This is a genomic window from Sphingopyxis sp. C-1 (assembly GCF_001047015.1).
Lineage (GTDB): Bacteria > Pseudomonadota > Alphaproteobacteria > Sphingomonadales > Sphingomonadaceae > Sphingopyxis.
In genome coordinates this window covers 1933518-1952701 of record NZ_BBRO01000001.1, presented here as the reverse complement: position 1 = coordinate 1952701, position 19184 = coordinate 1933518, and the positions used below count along the sequence as shown (strand labels likewise).

The following is a 19184-nucleotide window of genomic DNA, read 5'->3' as shown; positions in this document are numbered from 1 at the left end:
TGTTCGAAGGCAGGAGCTTAACGTGCGAGCGGAGGCGGGGTCAATCGATGGTCGTGCCTGTTTCCGCCAGAGCTTGGTGAATATGGCTGACCACCACCGATCCCTCTCCGACCGAAGATGCGACGCGCTTTACCGATCCCTTCCGCACGTCGCCGACGGCATAGATGCGCGGCCAGCTCGTTTCGAGGCGGCTTGGCATGCGGTCGAGCGACCAGCCCGCCTTGACCAGTTCGAGCGGCGCGATATCGGCGCCGGTCTTCACGAATCCGCGATCGTCGCACACCATCTCTTTGGGCAGCCACCGGGTGTTCGGAGTGGCACCAAGGAACAGGAACAGGAAGCGGCAATCGCAATGATCCTCGGCTCCCGTCTCGCGGCAGCGATAGGTCAGGCCGGCCAGATGCTCCTCGCCGTGCAGACCGACGACGTCGGTCGCGGGAATGATCTCGATGTTCGGATGCTCTTCGAGCCGCTTGACCAAATATTCGGACATCGTCTCGCGCAGGCTCGCACGGCGGAAGATAACATAGACCTTCTTTGCCACGCTCGCGAGATAGATGGCGCCCTGCCCCGCCGAGTTGCCCGATCCGACGACGGTCACCTCTGCATTGCCGCAGAGCTGCGCCTCCATCGGCGTCGCGCCATAATAAATGCCGCGGCCCTCATAGGATTCGATGCCCTCGATCGGCAGGCGCTGATATTCCGCGCCGCTCGCCACGACCACGGCACGGCTGCGCAGCTTGCGCCCGTCGGCAAGATGCAAGCAATAGGCATCGCCGTCGCGGTTGATCGACGTCGCGCGGACGGGCGCGACCAGTCGCGCGCCGAACTTCTGCGCCTGCACCGTCGCCCGGCGCGCCAGCTCATTCCCCGAAATGCCGGTTGGAAAACCCAGATAATTCTCGATCTTCGACGACGTGCCCGCCTGCCCGCCGGGCGCGAGCGAGTCGAGCGCGATCACCGTCAGCCCTTCGGACGCGGCATAGACCGCTGCCGCTAGCCCGCCGGGGCCGCTGCCGACGACGATGACATCAGCGGTCGCACCATCGGGTAACAGATCGAGCCCGAGCCCCGCCGCGAGCTGTTCGGGGGTCGGCTGAACGAGCACGTCGGCTGCGCCCAGGATGACCGCCGGCAACTGGCCGCCGGTCAGCCCCCGTTCGGCCATCAGATGCCCCGCGACCGGTCCGTCGGCGGGATCAAACCAGCGATGTGCGACACCATGCTTCATCAGCAGGTCGCGCAAGGCATAGACGCTGCGATCCATCGCCGCGCCGATGACGATCGTCACCGCGAAACCGCGATTATTGCTGAATTCGCGGCGGGCGGAAAGAACGCGGACGAAAATGTCCGAATAATAGGAGTTGCCGGCAATAAGACGCTGGAAATCGGCGTGGGCGATACGGATGACCTCGCCGTCGGCGCCCATCTCGACGCGCGACAGGTGGCGCTGTCCGGTCAGTACCGACAGGTCGCCCGCGAACTGGCCGTGCTCCATCCAGCCGACGCGCCTTCTCCCTTCATCGGTGGAGGCGAAAATATCGGTATGTCCCGAAAGGGTGATGATGCAATCGGGCGCCATCATGCCCTCCTCGACGATCAGATCACCGGCGCGATGCGACTCGATTGTGCCGAACGCCGCCAGTTCTTGGAGTTCCGCGTCGGAAAAGCTGTGATTAACGTCGGCGCGAGACACCATGGCGGGGAGGTCCTTTTCGGGTTTGGCGATGCGCCATCCCTAGCGCGGCGGTATGGCTTTGTCTCGCGTTTGCGCGGTTTGGCGCAGATCGGCCCCGGTTCGGCCCCGGTGTTACCGGACTATTACAAAATTGCGCGATAGGGTCTTTACAGGGGGGACCCCCCTGCATATATCGCCCTCCGCTGCCCCAGGGGGACTTCCAATAACCGCAAGGCAGCCTTGTCGTTTACCGTTTAATTTTGGGGGTCCCTTGAGTTGCACCAGCATCATAGCGCCCACGGGCTGATTCAGGCACTTTCGCCGATCGAACCTGTTACGCTTGTCCGCCCGCACGCCGCGCGGCGCGCAGCGCGTTTCTTCATCGAGCGTTTTCCCGGCACGACCATGTATGCGGTCAAGGCGAATCCGTCGCCTGACCTCTTGCGCGTGCTGTGGGATTCGGGTGTCACCCATTATGACGTCGCCTCGATTGCCGAAGTGCGTCTGGTTGCCCGCACGCTTCCCGAAGCAACGCTCTGCTTCATGCATCCGGTGAAGGCTGAGGAAGCGATTTCCGAAGCCTATTGGAAGCATGGCGTCCGCACCTTCTCGCTCGACACGCTCGACGAACTCGAAAAGATCGTCCGTGCGACCGAAGGCGCGCAGGATCTGAACCTGCTCGTGCGCCTGCGCGTCTCGTCCGATCATTCGAAGCTCAGCCTCGCCGCCAAGTTCGGCGCCGAAGCCGACGAGGTCGTCGAACTGCTTATGGCGACACGCCAGGCGGCCGATGCGCTCGGCATCTGCTTCCATGTCGGCAGCCAGGCGATGACGCCGCATGCCTATGCGCAGGCGATGGAGCGGGTTCGCGCCGCGATCGTCGCAGCATCGGTTACCGTCGACATCATCGATGTCGGTGGCGGCTTCCCTTCGTCCTATCCGGGCATGGAGCCTCCGCCGCTCGACGCTTATTTCGAGACGATCCACCGCAGCTTCGAAAGCCTGCCGATCAGCTATTCCGCTGAACTGTGGTGCGAGCCGGGCCGCGCCCTGTCGGCCGAGTATAGCTCGCTGATCGTACGCGTCGAAAAGCGCCGCGGCGAAGAGCTGTACATCAACGACGGCGCCTATGGCGCGCTGTTCGATGCCGCGCATGTCGGATGGCGCTTTCCTGTCACGCTGCAGCGCGACGTGGCGAGCGACGCCGAGATGATGCCGTTCAGCTTCTATGGTCCGACCTGCGACGATCTCGACCATATGGCAGGCCCCTTCTTCCTGCCCGCCGACATCAAGGCTGGCGATTTCATCGAGATTGGTATGCTCGGCGCCTATGGCTGCGCGATGCGAACCAAGTTCAACGGCTTCGGCGCAGACGAGACGCATGTCGTCAGCGACGAGCCGATGGTCAGCCTCTACACCGGCGAAATCGAACAGGAGCGCCGCAGCGCGACGGTGACCAAGCTGTTCTGACGAACCGCAATATGGAAAATGAAAGGGCCGGCGCAGCGATGCGACCGGCCCTTTCTCTTTTGGGCAGGGCCGCTAGATTGCGCGGCCCATGCAGCCCTTTCATCACCTTCTCGCCAACAATCTGATCGCGAACATCACCAATTTTACGGTGTGGTTCGCGCTAACCTTCTGGACCTTCCTCGAAACGCAGTCGGTATTCGCTACCGGCGTGATCGCGGGCATCTATCTCGTCCTGACCGCGATGCTCGGCATCTGGTTCGGCAGCCTTGTCGACCATCATGGCAAGCGGCACATGATGCTGGTGTCGAGCATCGCATCGCTTCTCCTCTACACCGCGGCGCTTGCCGGCCATGCGCTTGACCCCGCTATTCGCGGCGCCGACACCCACGGCATCACTCTCTGGCTCTTCATCCTCATCACGATGCTCGCCGTGATCGCCGGCAATATCCGCATGATCGCGCTGCCTACGCTCGTAACCCTGCTCGTGCCCGAGGATCGCCGCGACAAGGCGAACGGGCTGGTCGGAATGGTAAGTGGCATCGGATTCCTGATGACGTCGGCGATCAGCGGCTTCCTTGTCGCGTGGGGCGGGATGGCCGGGGCGCTTTACTTCGCCATCAGCTTCACCTCGATCGCGATCCTTCACCTGCTGTTCGTCCGCATCGACGAGCCGCGCGATCCTGAAACGCATGACGCCCCCCGCAGCATCGATCTCGCGGGGACGCTGCGCGTCGTGCTCGGCATTCCCGGGCTGATCGCACTCATCCTCTTCACGACGTTCAACAATCTTCTGGGCGGCGTTTTTATGGCGCTGATGGACGCCTATGGCCTGTCGCTGATGAAGGTCGAGGAATGGGGCCTGCTATGGGCTGTCATTTCCTGCGCCTTCATTGTCAGCGGGATGGTGATTGCACGGACGGGCCTCGGTGCGAATCCGGTCCGCACGCTTCTCCTCGTCAATCTCGCGGCGTGGATCGTCGCGGTCTTCTTTACGATCCAGTCGTCGGTCATATTGCTCGCCGCCGGCTGCTTCATCTGGATGTTCCTCGGCCCCTATGCAGAGGCGGCAGAACAGACCACGCTGCAAAAGGTCGTCCCCTACGAACGTCAGGGCCGCGTCTTTGGTTTCGCACAGTCGGTCGAGCAATCGGCCTCGCCGCTCACCGCCTTTCTGATCGCCCCGCTCACGCAGTTCGTCTTTGTGCCCTTGATGACTGACGGCGCGGGAGCCGACGCGATCGGTGACTGGTACGGTCGAGGGCCCGAACGCGGCATCGCGATCGTCTTTTCGATCGCCGGGCTGTTTGGCGTGCTCGCGACGATTGCCGCGTTCCGGTCGAAATCCTATCGGCGGATATCGGCCGCCTATAACAGCGAAACCGACGACAACACCGGCGCCCTGACAGAACAGCCAGTCTGACGACGAAGCCCCTTCCGTTTTACTTTGCAATCATTCTATCGTGTCCGCGAAGCAGAGAGAGGATGCGTGCTTATGTTGTCAGGGATCCGGATCGTCGATCTCACCACCGTCATTTTCGGACCCTATGCGACGCAGATGCTCGCCGACCTCGGCGCCGAGGTGATCAAGGTCGAAACACCGGGGCTCGGCGACATATCGCGTTATCTAGGCAGCGGTATACCCGATCCGACGATGGGGTCGATCCATCTGACGGTAAACCGCGGCAAGCGATCGATTGCGCTCGACCTCAAAAATCCTGAGGATGCCGCCGTGCTGCGCGAGCTGATCGTGACCGCCGACGTGTTTTTCCACAATGTCCGGGGCAAGGCGATAGAGCGGCTCGGTTTCGACTATAACGGTTGCAAGGCGCTGAAGCCCGATATCATTTATGTTCATGGCACGGGCTTCGGGCAGGATGGCCCCTATGCTGACCTTCAGGCCTATGACGACGTCATCCAGGCCGCGACTGGCACGACCAGCCTTCTCCCGCGCGTCGACGGGAACCCAAGCCCGCGATATTTCCCGTCGCTGATCGCCGACAAGATCGCCGGCCAATTCGGCGCGCAGGCGATCCTCGCCGCGCTGGTCCACAAGCTGCGAACCGGCGAGGGGCAAGAAGTCGAAGTGCCGATGTTCGAATGCTTCGCCGCCTTCATGCTCACCGAACATCTGCGCGACGCGGCGCTCGATCCGCCGATCGGTCCGGCGGGTTACCCGCGCCAACTCGACCCAACCCGCCAGCCGTTTCCGACGAGCGACGGTTACCTTGCGATCGTACCCTATACACCCGAATCGACCGCGCGGCTGATGGACCTGCTCGGGAGCGCCGGCTTGCTGGAAACCCCGGAATATGAGGCCGCCAAAGCCAAGGGGCGACATATGCCGATTATCTACAGCGAGATCGCGCGCAAAACCCCCGCGAAGTCGAACGCCGAATGGCTCGAACTCTTCGCCGCCAATGACATCCCTGCGATGGCGGCGCGCGACCTCCAGGACATTAAGGAGGACCCGCATTTTGTCGCGACCGAATTCTTCCGTCACCGCACACACCCCGATGTCGGCGCCTTTCATGAGATGCAGCCGCCGGTGAAATATGACGCGATGCCACGCCGCGATCTGGGCTTCGCGCCGCGCGTCGATGGCGACGGCGCGGCGATCCGGGACGAACTGGCGCGCTGAACTTCGCCGGTTGCATTGTCGGCGCCGTGCCTTAGCATCGCCGCAAAACAGACAGGGGGAGCCAAATGTCCGAAAGCCTTCTCGCACCCGGCGCGGTGCTCGTTCTCTGGACTCTCGTCGTGCTGGTCTGGGCGGGCGTAACGCGTTTCCGGGCCTTTTCAAAGGTCGGTATCGACCTGAAGGCCGCGCCGCCGGGCGGGCGCGGTGTTGATCTGGAGGGCGTCCTTCCGCCGCTCACCAACTGGAAATCGCACAACTACACGCATCTGTGCGAACAGCCGACGATCTTCTACGCAGTGATCATCTTCCTGCACCTGTCGGGCGGCAGCACCGACCTGACGCGCGGGTTGGCGTGGGCCTATGTCGTGCTGCGTATCGTTCACAGCTTCTGGCAGTCGACGGTGAACCGCGTGCCTGTCCGTTTCGTGATTTTCTCGGTCGCAACGCTGTGCCTGTTCGCGCTGTCGCTGCTGGCCGTGATCGCTACTTTGGGTTGAGGGGGAAAGAATATGGATACGAACGCAATATTAGGACCGGTCGCGACACTCGCGCTCTGGTCGATGATTATGTGGGTGTGGATGTACGCGACGCGCATCCCCGCGATGCAGCGCGCCAAGATCGACGCGGCGAAGATGGTCGGCGGGACGGGCAAGAGCCTTGATGAGGTGCTACCCCCCGACGTGCAGTGGAAGGCGCATAACTATAACCATCTGATGGAACAGCCGACGGTGTTTTACGCCGTCGCGCTGGCGCTGGCGATCGGCGGCATGGGCGGCGGGCTCAATGCGCAGCTTGCCTGGGCCTATGTCGCCCTTCGCATCCTGCACAGCCTGATCCAGGCGACGGTGAACCGCGTGATGTGGCGCTTCGGCATTTTCGCGCTGGCCAGCCTCGCGCTGATCGCATTGTGCATCCACGCCTTCATGGGCTTCGTGCTACACTAAGCCTTTAGCGTGAAAAGCGCGCGGCCAGTTCCACATGGGTCGACCAGCGGAACTGGCCCACGGGCTGCACCCAGTCAAGCGTGTAGCCGCCTTCGATCAGCGTCTTGGCATCACGCGCGAAACTCGCGGGATTGCAGCTAACATAGGCGATGACTGGCGCGGTCGACATCGCCAGTTGCTTCACCTGCTCCTCGGCACCAGCGCGCGGTGGGTCGAGGATGACCGCGCCGAAGCGGTTCAACTCGGCGGGCACGAGGGGCCGACGGAACAGATCACGATGTTCAGTTGCGACGAGCGCCCGCGCGCGGTTCGCCGCGCCCGTCAGCGCCGCGATCGCATCGCGCGCGCCCTCGGCCGCATAGATTTTGCGTCCCGCCTGCACCGACAAGGCGAAAGTACCGACGCCAGCGAACAAGTCGGCGACCGCGCCTGCATCACCAATCGCCTTGGTCACCGCCCCGATCAGCGCCGCTTGCCCGGCACTCGTGGGCTGGAGGAAGGCAAAGGGCGGAACTTCGACAACGATATCGCCAAAGCGCATCGTCGGCGGCTCGGGCTGCCAGAGGATTTCTAGCCCGTCGCCCTGATCGATCGCGAACCGCGCCAGATTGTGCGCACCAGCAAAGTCTTGCAGCGCCATCGCAGCGTCGAGCCCTTCGGCCTTGACGCCTTCCAATATCAGTTCGACGCCCTGATCGAGCATCTGCAGCTTGACCTTCACCGGACGGCGCGGCTGAGCGATCATTACCAGCAGTTCGCGCACGGGGGCAATCAGTGCAAATAGCTCGGGAAGCAACAGCGGACACATCCGCATATCGACGATCTGGTTGCTCTGCGCGGCGTTGAAACCGATTGACACCTGCTTGCCGGTGCGAAGCGCGGTCAGGACGGCGCGACGGCGGCTTTGCGGAGGCGACAACACTGCGGGCAGGACCTGGACGCCCGTAACCTCTTGCCCCTCGAGCCCACCCACGACACGGTCGCGCACGAAGTCGGCGAGCGCAGGTTCGGCGACATGCTGCAACTGGCAGCCGCCGCACTTGCCGAAATGGCGGCAAGGCGGGTCGGTGCGGTTCGGGCCCGGAATAATAATCCCGTCGTCGCGGACGCGGTCGCCCGGCACGCCGCCCGCCACATGACGGCCGTCGCCCGTCACGCCATCGCCGCGCGCGGCAATGCGCTCGATCAGCGCAGCTTCACTCATTTCAGTCCCTAACCAGATCGTCGGCTACAAGGCCGGGGCCTATACGCGCCGCTTGCGCGATATGCCACCCCACCGCCGCGACGGCGGCATCGAAGGCATCACCACCGCGCGCCAGCATTGCGCCGCACGCGCCGGCGAGCACATCGCCCGTTCCCGCCGTCGCAAGCCAGGGGCTGCCCGGCCATGCCGCGGCAACGCGCCCATCGGGTGCGGCGATGATCGTGTCGGCGCCCTTGTAGACGATGACGGCCTGCGTCCGCACCGCCGCGGCTTTTGCGCGGTCGATCTTGCTGCCGTAAAGCTGCGGAAAGGCGCGCGCGAACTCACCTTCGTGCGGGGTCAGGATCGCTTTGCGCGGCGTTTCGGACAGGCGCGGTAATGCCGCGTCAATCGCGGCAGCGTCCAGAACGAGCGGCTTGCCGGAATCGAGCGCGGCCTCGACGTCGAACAGCAGTTCGTCGCCTGCGGGAAACCCCGGACCGATCACCACCGCGCCGACGCGAGGATCGTTCAACCGTTCGCCGAACCGGGCGTCGCTCTCGGCTATGATCGCGGCGAAAGGCGGAGGCGCACCTCCTTCCAGCACGACATAGCCGGCGCCCGCGCGAAGCGCCGCCGCGGCGCTGAGCCCCGCAGCACCGCGCATCGGCCCCGCAAACACAAGCACCGTGCCACGGGTGAATTTGTGCGAAGCTGCATCGGGCTCAGGCGTTTGTAGCTTGGGCAAGCTACTCATCATCTTGTTTGCCGATATCCCGATCGACGCGAGAAGCACGCGCCCGCACGCTGGCGCTGTCGGCAACAGCACATGAGCGGGTTTGAGAGCGCCGAGCGCCAGCGTCACATCGGCACGAAGCGGCGGCATCCAGGCGGCCGCACCGTCGCCGTCCACCCCGCTCGGGATGTCGACCGCCAATATGCGGCTATCGGCAAAATGCCCAATGATTGTCGCCAGTTCGTTAGCAATCGGGCGCGTCAGCCCAACGCCGAACAGCGCATCGACAATCAAGGGCGCCGGGGCAAGGCGGCCATTCAGCACTTCAACAGGCCCAGTCCAGCCGGCGCGCGCAGCTTTTGCCAGATCGGTCGCAGGTTCCGCCAGAGCGGCGACCCGTACCGTGGCTCCACGCTCCGCGAGCAAGCGCGCGGCGACATAACCGTCGCCGCCATTGTTGCCGGGACCGCAGAGTATCAGGATCGGCGCACCTGCGGCCATGCGCCAAGCGGTATCGGCAACCGCTGCGCCCGCAAGATCCATCAATTCGGAGAGCGAGGTGCCCTGTATCGCGCACGCCGCCTCGGCTTCGCGCATCGCCTTGGCTGTCAGGATCGGGGCGCCGGCGGGAACAGACATGACCCCTGCCCTATCACGATCGCGCGAAAGCGCCTACTTCGCGCCGCCCGTATTGGCGGGCAGGCGATAGCGGTCATTGGCGATCGCGACTTCGATCATATTGTTGCCGACGATGCTCACCTTGGCGGGTTCGGCGCCGTCGGCCGAGACGACACCGCGCCCGTCGGTCGTGATCTGCAGGCGGCGATAACCGACATTGCCGCGCCCGACGACGAGGATCGTTCCGCCCTCGCCGCTCATTTCCTCGACGGTGCAGGTCCGGTCGAACAGCTTCGAGCCTTCGAGCGCGCATTCGATACGTCCGTCCTCGGCCGCCTCGCGCGATCCGCGCGCTTCGGCGTCGGCAAGCTCGCTATTGTCGGGTGCGCGGTTGCAGGCCGCGAGCGCGACCATCATCAGCAATGCCCCCCCAAGTTTTTTCATCCCTTGCCCTTCAACTGCGACAGGTCGCGCACTGCGCCGCGTGCGGCGCTGGTCGTCATCGCGGCATAAGCCTGAAGTGCTACCGAAACCTTGCGCGGGCGCGGCTTGACGGGCTGCCATGCAGCATCGCCCTTCGCCTCCATCGCGGCCCGGCGCTCGGCCAGCACGCTATCCGCCACGGCCAACACGATCGTTCGCGACGGGATGTCGATATTGATCAGGTCGCCATTCTCGACCAGCCCGATCGCGCCGCCCTCGGCCGCCTCGGGCGAGACGTGGCCGATCGAAAGGCCCGAGGTGCCGCCGGAGAAACGCCCGTCGGTGATCAGCGCGCAGGCGGCGCCGAGGCCCTTCGATTTGAGATAGCTCGTCGGATAAAGCATTTCCTGCATTCCCGGGCCGCCTTTCGGCCCCTCGTAGCGGATGACGACGACGTCGCCCGCCTCGACTTGCCCCGTAAGGATACCCGCGACCGCGGCGTCCTGGCTCTCATATACTTTGGCGGGGCCGGAGAATTTGAGGATGCTCTCGTCGACCCCTGCGGTCTTCACGATACAGCCGTCGAGCGCGATATTGCCCGATAGCACGGCCAGCCCGCCGTCCTTGCTGAACGCATGATCGGCCGAACGGATTACGCCTGCCTCGCGGTCGAGGTCGAGGCTGTCCCAGCGCCGGTCCTGACTGAACGCGGTCTGGGTGGGCACCCCGCCGGGCGCGGCCATGAAGAATTTCTGCACATCGGGATCGTTGGTGCGCGAAATATCCCATTTGTTGAGCGCATCGCCGAGCGTCGCGCTGTGCACCGTCGGCAGGTGCGCGTGAAGCAGGCCCGCGCGTTCGAGCTGGCCGAGGATCGCCATGATCCCGCCAGCGCGATGCACGTCTTCCATATGGACATCGCTCTTGGCGGGCGCGACCTTCGAAAGGCAGGGCACGCGGCGCGAAAGACGGTCAATGTCGTCCATCGTGAAATCGACGCCGGCCTCGAACGCCGCGGCAAGCAGATGAAGCACCGTGTTGGTCGACCCGCCCATCGCAATATCAAGGCTCATCGCATTTTCGAACGCCTCGAAGGTCGCGATGTTGCGCGGCAGCACGCTGTCGTCGCCCTCCTCATAATGGCGGCGGCACATTTCGACGACGATCCGTCCGGCGCGCAGGAACAACTCCTTGCGGTCGGCATGCGTCGCGAGGGTCGAGCCATTGCCGGGCAGCGACAGGCCCAGCGCCTCGGTCAGGCAGTTCATCGAGTTGGCGGTGAACATGCCCGAGCAGCTGCCGCATGTCGGACACGCCGCGCGTTCGATCTCGCTGACTTCCTCGTCCGTATATTTCTCATCCGCGGCGGCGACCATCGCATCGACCAGATCGAGCGCGACCTCCTTGCCCTTCAGCACGACCTTGCCGGCCTCCATCGGCCCGCCCGAGACGAACACGACGGGGATGTTGATGCGCAGCGCGGCCATCAGCATGCCCGGCGTGATCTTGTCGCAATTCGAAATGCACACCATCGCATCGGCGCAATGCGCGTTGACCATATATTCGACGCTGTCGGCGATCAGGTCGCGGCTCGGCAGCGAATAGAGCATGCCGTCATGCCCCATCGCGATGCCGTCATCGACCGCGATCGTGTTGAATTCCTTGGCAACCCCGCCCGACGCCTCGATCTCGCGCGCGACCATCTGGCCGAGGTCTTTCAGGTGGACGTGTCCCGGCACGAACTGCGTGAAGCTGTTAACCACGGCAATGATCGGTTTGCCGAAGTCGCTGTCCTTCATCCCCGTCGCGCGCCAGAGGCCGCGTGCACCGGCCATATTGCGGCCGTGGGTGGTGGTGCGCGAACGATATGAAGGCATTTTCAACAGTCCTGATAATTTTATTTCAAAAATGTGCGAAGAGACGCGCCTCTACACGCCTATCCGGGCAGATTCAATGCAACTTTGCTGCACATGCGAGAAAGGCGTCCGGCGAACAGCGCCTGCCCCGCCGCATCGCCGACCAGATCCTGCCGCATCTCGATCCCGACATAGGGAATGCCGTTCGCTTCGGCGTGGCGGTTCATCGTCGCGTTGAGCAACTTACCCGAATAGGGCTGCTGGTCGCCAACGATCATTTCTTCGGCTTCCAGGGCCGCGATTGCCGCCGCTGCGAGCCGATCGTCCTCATTGTACAGAACGCCGACATGCCAGGGCCGCGCTTGATCGGGATGTGCGGCGAGCGACGGCGTAAAGCTGTGCAGCGACAGGACCATCGCCGGGCGATGCGCCGCGATCGTCGCAGCGATATGGTCGTGATAGGGCCGGAAAAAACGCGCCAGCCGTGCCTCGCGCCCATCGTCGCCCAGCGCATTGCCGGGAACGGCATGCCCATCGCTGGCGATCGGCAATACGCCCGGCGCATCCTCATCGCGATTGCAATCGACGACGAGGCGCGACACGCCGCCGAGGATTGCCGCGTCGACCGCGCCGCCTTCAACGAGTAGCGCGGCCACCTCGGCCACGCCGATATCGATCGCGATGTGATTGGTCAGCAGCATGGGATCGATACCCAGATCGATATCGGCGGGCACGAAAGCCGACGCATGGTCGGCGATCAGCAGGATACCCCCGGTCCGCGCCGTTCCGATCTGCCGCCAAGCCTCGCTCACCGTAATACTCCTGCCATGGTCCACCAGTCCGGATGCCGTTCCGCCAGCGTTGCAGCGGCCGCGTCGCGCTCGGCGGCGGAATCGAACAGCGCGAAACAGGTTGCTCCCGATCCCGACATGCGCGCCAGCCAGGGCCGCAATGCCCCCAGTTCGAGCAGGATATCGGTAATCGCCGGACATTGCGCGATTGCCGCGCGCTGCAGATCGTTACGCGCGCCGAGCAGCCCGGCGCGCATGTCGGCGCCGGTGAAGAGTGCGCCCCGATCGACCCCATCCCACGCGGCAAACACCGGACCCGTCGCAACCGGCAGACGCGGATTGACGAGCAGGACCGGCGTCCCGCCGAGGCTTAGCCCTGGCACCGGGCTCAGTTCTTCGCCCACGCCGACGCCAAGGCACGTCATGCTCGCCACGCACGCGGCGATATCGGCACCCAGCGGGCTCACCAGCCGTGCCAAGGTCGCATCGCCCAGCTCGGGCAAAAAATGCTTCCGTATGAGCCGCGCCATCGCCGCGGCATCCGCCGAACCGCCGCCGATCCCTGCCGCGACCGGCAGCCGCTTCGTTAACGTCACGGCAAGCGGCGGCACCCGGTCGGCGCCATAGCGCCCGCGCAGCAGCGCCAGCACCTTCATCACCAGATTGTCGCCGCCCGCGCTCAGCCCTTCACCGAATTCACCGTCAATCGCCAGCGCATCCTCGTCCGCGAATTCGGCCGTAATCGCGTCGCCGCCGTCGACGAAGGCGAACAGCGTCTCGATCTCATGATAGCCGTCGGCCCGCCGCCCGCGCACATGCAGCGCAAGGTTGATCTTGGCCCAACCCGTCTCGTGGAACGCCGTCACGGTGCAGTGGTCGCGTGGGTCAGCCCGTCGCGCAGTTTCGCCTCCAGCCGGGTCGCCATTTCGGCGTCGGCGATCAGCGCCGCTGCACGCCAGTTATAGCGTGCGCGAAACTTCTGCCCCGCCTGCCAATAGGCATCGCCCAGATGTTCGACGATCACCGCATTTTCGGGCTCGCCGAGCTGAGCCTTTTCGAGCAGCTTGATCGCGTCGTCGGTGCGACCGGTGAGGAAATAGGCCCAGCCAAGCGAATCGGCGATGCTCGCATTCTGCGGCGCCTGCGCCCATGCCGCCTCGATCCGAGCGATTGATTGTTTTACGTCCTTACGCCGTTCGAGCGCCGAATAGCCGGCGAAGTTCAGGATCGACGCGTCTTCAGGGCGCAGCGCGACCGCCTTTTCCATCAATGGCGCGGCCGCATCCCACTGTCCCGCCTGCAGCAGCAACTCGGCGCGGGCGATCAGCAAAGTACCGCGCAGCGACTGGTCGCCTTCATCGTCGCCCAGCGCGGCTTCGAGCCGTTCATAGGCCCGCGACGCCGTCGCCGGATCGTTCGAGCGCCGCGCAATGTCGGCAAGGCGGACCAGCATGCTGCGCGCGGGATTTTCGTTCGCCGCGACCTCGGCAAGCTTGGCTGCGCCGGGAAGGTCGCCGGCATCGGCGATCAATTCGGCGCGGCGCATCATGAGCACCGGCGGCAGCGGCGTCCGCCCGGTATCGAGCAGCGCGATCGCATCCCCCTGTTGCCCATTGCGATCGAGCGCCTCCACAAGCGTCGTCCGCACCGCCATATCCTGATCGTTCAGCCAATAAGCCGCGCGTGCGAACAGCAGCGGCAGTTTCGCGCTGCCATTGGGGGTCCGCGCCAGTCCGTCGGCGAGCAAACCGAGCCATTGCGCCGTGCCGGCGCGCGGGGTCGACACCGGCTGATCGGGCAAAAGCAGCATCGGATCCTCGCGCTGGCCCGACGCAAGCGCAATCCGTCCGCGAAGTCGCTGCGCCGCATCGCGCTCGCCCGCTTTGTCGAGCGTCGCCGCGAGGCGCAGACCCACCAGTTGGCTCGTCCGGTCGGTCAATGTCACGCCATCGCTCAGCATCACCGCCGCGGCGGTGCGTTTCGTCGCGATCTGGACGAGTGCGACCTGAAGCGTCAGCGCAGGTTCGGGCCGTATCCGGCTGTTCGCGCTAAGCAAATGGCGCTCGGGGAAATTCTCGCGCGCGCCGACGTCGATCCATGCATTCACCGTCGGGACGATCAGCCGCGCGATCGTATCGGCGCCCGCCTTGTCGGCGCGCCCCGCCATATAGTCGCGCGCCGCTTTCCAGTCCGACCGGCGCATCGCGTCGACCATCAGCACCAACTGCGCATCGAAACGCCGATCACCGGCGGTCCACAGCCGAAGCGCCGCCGAGCGCGAGGCCTCAAGATCGCCTGCCTCGATCGCTTGCTCCAGCATCCGTCCGCTGAGGCCCGGCAAATCGGGCGCGACGCTGGAGACCGCGGTCAAGGCCGACAGCGCCGCTGCGGGCTCGCCGCCCTCTTCCGCCAGCCGCGCCCGCACCAGCGCGTTGAGCGCGGCGCCATTATCGTCGATTGCCCACGCCGGCACCGCCGCCGCGAACAGGCCGGCGATCAGGAACAGGCGAACGGGCTTACATATTGGGGTAATTGGGGCCTCCGCCGCCTTCAGGGGTGACCCAGTTGATATTCTGGGTCGGGTCCTTGATGTCGCACGTCTTGCAATGGACGCAATTCTGCGCGTTGATCACGAATTTCGGGTCGCCTTCTGCCTCGCCGACGATTTCGTAGACGCCCGCCGGGCAATAACGCTGCGCGGGCTCGTCATAGAGCGGCAAATTATACGCCACCGGGATCGACGGGTCCTTGAGTTGCAGGTGGACCGGCTGATCTTCCTCATGATTGGTGTTCGAAATGAACACCGAGGACAGGCGATCAAAGGTCAGCACGCCGTCGGGCTTGGGATAATCGGGTTTCGGCATGATGTCGGCCCGGTACAGGCTCTCATTGTCCGGATGATGCTTCATCGTGAAGGGAACTTTGATCTTCAGCGTTTCGAGCCACATCGTCATGCCCGACAGGATCGTCCCGGCCAGATCGCCATATTTCTCGACGAGCGGCAACACGTTGCGGACGACGCTGAGTTCCTTCTTGACCCAGCTCTCGTCAAAGGCCGCCTGATAGGCGTCGAGCGTGTCGCTGCCACGACCTGCGGTCACCGCGGCGAACGCCGCTTCGGCCGCCATCATCCCCGACTTCATCGCGGTATGCGTGCCCTTGATGCGCGGGACGTTGAGGAAGCCGGCGGTGTCGCCGATCAGCGCGCCGCCCGGGAAAGCGAGTTTGGGTACCGATTGCAGCCCGCCGTCGCTGATCGCGCGCGCGCCATAGGAAACGCGCTTACCACCCTTCAGTATCTTGGCGATCTCCGGGTGGGTCTTCCACTTCTGCATCTCCTGGAACGGGGAGATGTGCGGGTTGCGATAGTTGAGCCAAGTCACAAAGCCCAGGGCGACCTGCCCGTTCGCCTGATGATACAGGAAACCGCCGCCATTGGCATTCTGGTCGAGCGGCCAGCCCTGCGTGTGGATCACGCGGCCGGCGGCATGATTCTCCGGCTTGATGTCCCAGAGCTCCTTGACGCCAAGGCCATAGACCTGCGGCTCGCAATCGCTGTCGAGCGCGAACTGCGGCTTCAGCATCTTGGTCAGATGGCCGCGCACCCCCTCGGCGAAAAAAGTGTATTTTGCATGGAGTTCGAGGCCGGGGGCGTAATCGCCCTTGTGGCTGCCGTCGCGCGCAATGCCCATATCGCCGGTTGCGACGCCTTTGACCGAGCCATCTTCATTGTAGAGGATTTCCGCCGCGGGAAAGCCCGGGAAGATTTCGACGCCCAGCCCTTCGGCCTGTTCGGCCAGCCAGCGGCAGAGGTTGCCAAGGCTGCCGGTGTAGGTCCCGACATTGTGCATGAAGGGCGGCGTGATGATGTGCGGCAGGCTGAACTTCTTGCCCTTGGTCAGCACCCAATGCTGGTTGTCGTTGACCGGCACGTCGGCGAGCGGGCAACCCATCTCGCGCCACTCGGGAAGCAGTTCGTCGAGCCCCTTGGGGTCGATCACCGCGCCCGACAGGATATGCGCGCCGACTTCCGATCCCTTTTCGAGGATACAGACCGACAATTCGCTGCCCGCGTCATTCGCCAATTGTTTGAGGCGGATCGCCGCCGAAAGCCCCGCCGGCCCTGCGCCGACGATGACCACGTCATAGGGCATCGATTCCCGTTCGCTCACCGCAAATACCTTTCTGCCGTCCCTGCGCGGACATTCATCGTGTCCTGCGCTCATTCTGTCACGATTTGCGATGCCCGCCAATTGACGCGTCCGTCAACTGCCTGTTTGAAACAAAATCATGGGTGGGCAAAATTCAGCCTTGCTGGCGGAAAGCATTTGCGACTGGTGGTCGCTGGCGGGTGTCGACGCGCTTGTCGGCGAGCAGCCGGCGGGCTGGCTCGTCACGCCGCCTGCAAATGACGCTGCGGCAGCCAAGCCGAAACGCGTTGTTCAGGCCGAGCCCGAACTGCCCCCGCTCCCCCCAGCACTCCAGCGCCAGGACGCGGCCGAAGACGCCGAACCCAAGGGTCCGGTCGTGTTTCCGGACGATTGGACCGAATTTCGAAACTGGCTTGCCGAGAGCGACGACGTGCCCGGCAGCCAATGGGACGCGCATCGCGTCCTTCCCGTCGGCGACGCCGGGGCGCCGCTGATGCTGCTTACAGCATGGCCCGAAATCGACGATCAACAGGGCGGAACGCTGTTTTCCGGCGCGGCGGGCAAGCTGCTCGACGCGATGTTGCAGGCGATCGGCATGGCACGCAGCGACTGCTATGTCGCTAGCCTCGCGGTGACGCGGCCCGCCGGCGGCCGCTGCGACGGCGAAGAGGCGGCCGAACTCGACCGCCTGCTCTGGCATCATCTGCGACTGGCGAAACCGGGCCGCCTGCTGTTGATCGGAAGCGATATCGTGCGCATGGCGGCCGCGACCGCGCTGCCCGATGCGCGCGGACGGTTACTGAATATTAACCAAGATGGCGGCAATCTGGAGGCTGTGGCTGTGGCGCATCCGACGATGCTGCTGGCCCGACCCGCCCAGAAAGCGGCGGCATGGGATAGCCTGAAACTGTTCAACCGGGGACGTTGACGGATGCAGAATATGACCAGAACCCTGATTTCATGCGCCGCTCTGGCGATTTCTATCAGCGCGGCACCGGCGTTCGCCGCCGATGCCAGCAACCGCGACCTGATGTCCGCGCCGCAGACGGTGCCCGATATCCTGTCGTCGAAGCAGAAACAGCTTTATACGCAGGTGCTGACGGCGATCCGCGGCCAGCGTTGGGCCGACGCCAAATCGCTGCTCGACGGGGCGGACAATGGCCCGCTCAACGATTTTCTGCGCGCCGAACTGCTGACCGCCGCGAACAGCCCGCGCGCCGAAGTTTCGGATATCATGCCGATCCTGTCGCGCTCCCCCTTTCTGCCGCAGGCGGAGCAGCTCGGCCGCCTCGCCGCAAAGCGCGGCGCGACCGACATGCCGACGTTGCCGCTGCAGTCGCGGCTCGCCTGGTCGGGCAGCGCGCCGCGCCGTCTCGGTGCCGACGCGATCAGCAGCGACCCCGTCGCCGCGAGCCTTGCGCGAACGATCCCCGAGCGGATCAAGAATGACGATCCCGCAGGCGCCGAAGCCCTGCTCAACGCGGTCGCGGACCGGCTGACGCCCGAAGCGCGTAACGAATGGCGGCAGAAGGTCGCCTGGTCCTATTATATCGAGAATGACGACGCGAACGCGTTGCGCCTCGCGAACGATTGCAGCGATGGCCAGGGCGCCTGGTCGACGCAGGGCGCTTGGGTCAAGGGCCTCGCCGCCTGGCGCACCCGCGACTATCGCACCGCCCTCACCGCCTTCGACCGCGTTTCGAAGGAAGCGCCCGATAGCGAGCTGCGCGCAGCCGCTTATTATTGGGCTGCCCGCGCCGCCGTCGCGGCGGGCGAACCTTCGTCGGTCCAGTCGCGCCTGCGGGCCGCAGCCGCCAACGAAGAAACACTTTACGGCCTGCTTGCCGCCGAAATACTCGGCGTCGAAACGACCGCCCAACGCGAGAATGTCCGCGCCGACCGCAGCGCCTGGCGCGCGCTCGAAGATATGCCGAACGTTCGTATCGCGATGGCCTTCGCGGAAATCGGCGAGGATAATTATGCCGGCGCCGCGCTGCGCCATCAGGCGCTGATCGGCGATCCGCGCCAGCATGAGCAATTGCTTGCCATGGCGGGCGCGCTCAGCCTGCCCGAAACGCAGCTCTATCTTGCGCACAACACGCCGCAGGGGCGCAAGCTCGCGGCGCAGACACGCTATCCGCAGCCGAAATGGGAGCCGAACGGCGGCTGGAAAGTCGACCCTGCGCTAGTCTTTGCCCATACGTTGCAGGAATCGCGGTTCCAGCGCACCGTCGTCAGCCCCGCCGGCGCTTTTGGTCTGATGCAAGTCCGCCCGGGCACCGCGCGCGATATTGCGCGCTGGCGCGGCGACGCCGGCACCGGCGACCTGCGCATTCCCGCGGTGAACATGGATATGGGGCAGAGCTATCTGCAATATCTCAGCCGCGACCCGTCGACTGGTGGCCAGCTGCCGAAGGTCATCGCCGCCTATAACGCCGGCCCCGCGCCGATCGCGCGCTGGCAGACCGAGATCCGCGACAATGGCGATCCGCTGCTCTACATCGAATCGATCCCTTATTGGGAAACGCGCGGTTATGTCGGCATCGTGCTGCGCAATTACTGGATGTACGAAGCGCAGCAGGGCAAACCGTCGGTCAGCCGCGCGGCGCTCGCGCAGGGCAAATGGCCGCGCTTTCCCGACGGCAAGGATCGCACGCGCCTGACCTATGCGGGCGGCATCGCGAATGCCGATTGAT

Annotated in this window: 16 protein-coding genes; 7 read left to right on the top strand and 9 right to left on the bottom strand. The window is 64.6% G+C overall.

From position 1 onward, the window contains the following. Positions 1–40: 40 nt before the first annotated feature. A complete protein-coding gene (locus tag SC1_RS09060) occupies positions 41–1699 on the bottom strand; it encodes an FAD-dependent oxidoreductase (protein ID WP_062180322.1) in 1659 nt (552 codons plus the stop codon). A 255-nt stretch (positions 1700–1954) separates the two neighbouring features. On the opposite strand from SC1_RS09060, the gene SC1_RS09055 reads away from it, so the two are divergent. The 5 genes from SC1_RS09055 (at position 1955) to SC1_RS09035 (ending at position 6730) form a co-directional block, all read left to right on the top strand. Then, complete coding sequence (locus SC1_RS09055) at positions 1955–3148, top strand: type III PLP-dependent enzyme (RefSeq protein ID WP_062180320.1); 1194 nt, start codon at positions 1955–1957, stop codon at positions 3146–3148. A gap of 88 nt (positions 3149–3236) precedes the next feature. Next, entirely contained in the window at positions 3237–4568 is a 1332-nt protein-coding gene (locus SC1_RS09050; protein ID WP_062180318.1) for an MFS transporter, read from the top strand. A gap of 72 nt (positions 4569–4640) precedes the next feature. Further along, a complete protein-coding gene (locus SC1_RS09045; protein WP_238586636.1) occupies positions 4641–5786 on the top strand; it encodes a CaiB/BaiF CoA-transferase family protein in 1146 nt (381 codons plus the stop codon). 65 nt (positions 5787–5851) lie between these two features. Continuing rightward, positions 5852–6283 (top strand): MAPEG family protein, encoded by a 432-nt coding sequence (locus SC1_RS09040; RefSeq protein ID WP_062180308.1) that lies wholly within the window; start codon positions 5852–5854, stop codon positions 6281–6283. 12 nt (positions 6284–6295) lie between these two features. Beyond that, entirely contained in the window at positions 6296–6730 is a 435-nt protein-coding gene (locus SC1_RS09035) for an MAPEG family protein (protein WP_062180306.1), read from the top strand. Between the two features lie 4 nt (positions 6731–6734). On the opposite strand, the gene SC1_RS09030 is transcribed toward SC1_RS09035, so the two are convergent. The 8 genes from SC1_RS09030 to SC1_RS08995 are packed head-to-tail and all read right to left on the bottom strand — an operon-like array spanning position 6735 to position 16509. Further along, the gene (locus SC1_RS09030) at positions 6735–7934 is read right to left on the bottom strand and encodes a class I SAM-dependent RNA methyltransferase (protein WP_062180303.1); all 1200 of its coding nucleotides are present in this window, start codon (positions 7932–7934) and stop codon (positions 6735–6737) included. A gap of 1 nt (position 7935) precedes the next feature. Then, positions 7936–9288, bottom strand: a complete 1353-nt coding sequence (locus SC1_RS09025) for an NAD(P)H-hydrate epimerase (protein ID WP_062180300.1) — start codon at positions 9286–9288, stop codon at positions 7936–7938. 33 nt (positions 9289–9321) lie between these two features. After that, positions 9322–9711: a hypothetical protein gene (locus SC1_RS09020; protein WP_062180297.1), complete on the bottom strand. Its 390-nt coding sequence runs from the start codon at positions 9709–9711 to the stop codon at positions 9322–9324. Next, the gene (gene ilvD, locus SC1_RS09015) at positions 9708–11567 is read right to left on the bottom strand and encodes a dihydroxy-acid dehydratase (protein ID WP_062180294.1); all 1860 of its coding nucleotides are present in this window, start codon (positions 11565–11567) and stop codon (positions 9708–9710) included. Before ilvD ends, SC1_RS09020 begins: the two co-directional genes overlap by 4 nt. A gap of 59 nt (positions 11568–11626) precedes the next feature. After that, entirely contained in the window at positions 11627–12358 is a 732-nt protein-coding gene (locus tag SC1_RS09010; protein WP_062180292.1) for an N-formylglutamate amidohydrolase, read from the bottom strand. Further along, on the bottom strand, positions 12355–13203 hold the full coding sequence (locus tag SC1_RS09005; RefSeq protein WP_062180289.1) for a 4-(cytidine 5'-diphospho)-2-C-methyl-D-erythritol kinase: 849 nt from the start codon (positions 13201–13203) through the stop codon (positions 12355–12357). Before SC1_RS09005 ends, SC1_RS09010 begins: the two co-directional genes overlap by 4 nt. Beyond that, positions 13200–14810, bottom strand: coding sequence for a hypothetical protein (locus SC1_RS09000; RefSeq protein WP_238586635.1), 1611 nt, complete (start codon positions 14808–14810; stop codon positions 13200–13202). The genes SC1_RS09005 and SC1_RS09000 overlap by 4 nt, the downstream gene beginning before the upstream one ends. 43 nt (positions 14811–14853) lie before the next feature. After that, positions 14854–16509 (bottom strand): electron transfer flavoprotein-ubiquinone oxidoreductase, encoded by a 1656-nt coding sequence (locus tag SC1_RS08995; protein WP_062180286.1) that lies wholly within the window; start codon positions 16507–16509, stop codon positions 14854–14856. A gap of 118 nt (positions 16510–16627) precedes the next feature. Between SC1_RS08995 and SC1_RS08990 the strand changes: the two genes are divergently transcribed. Together SC1_RS08990 and SC1_RS08985 are read left to right on the top strand one after the other, a co-directional pair. After that, entirely contained in the window at positions 16628–17416 is a 789-nt protein-coding gene (locus SC1_RS08990) for a uracil-DNA glycosylase family protein (RefSeq protein WP_062180283.1), read from the top strand. A 12-nt stretch (positions 17417–17428) separates the two neighbouring features. Continuing rightward, positions 17429–19183: a lytic transglycosylase domain-containing protein gene (locus SC1_RS08985; RefSeq protein ID WP_062183867.1), complete on the top strand. Its 1755-nt coding sequence runs from the start codon at positions 17429–17431 to the stop codon at positions 19181–19183. Position 19184 lies beyond the last annotated feature (1 nt).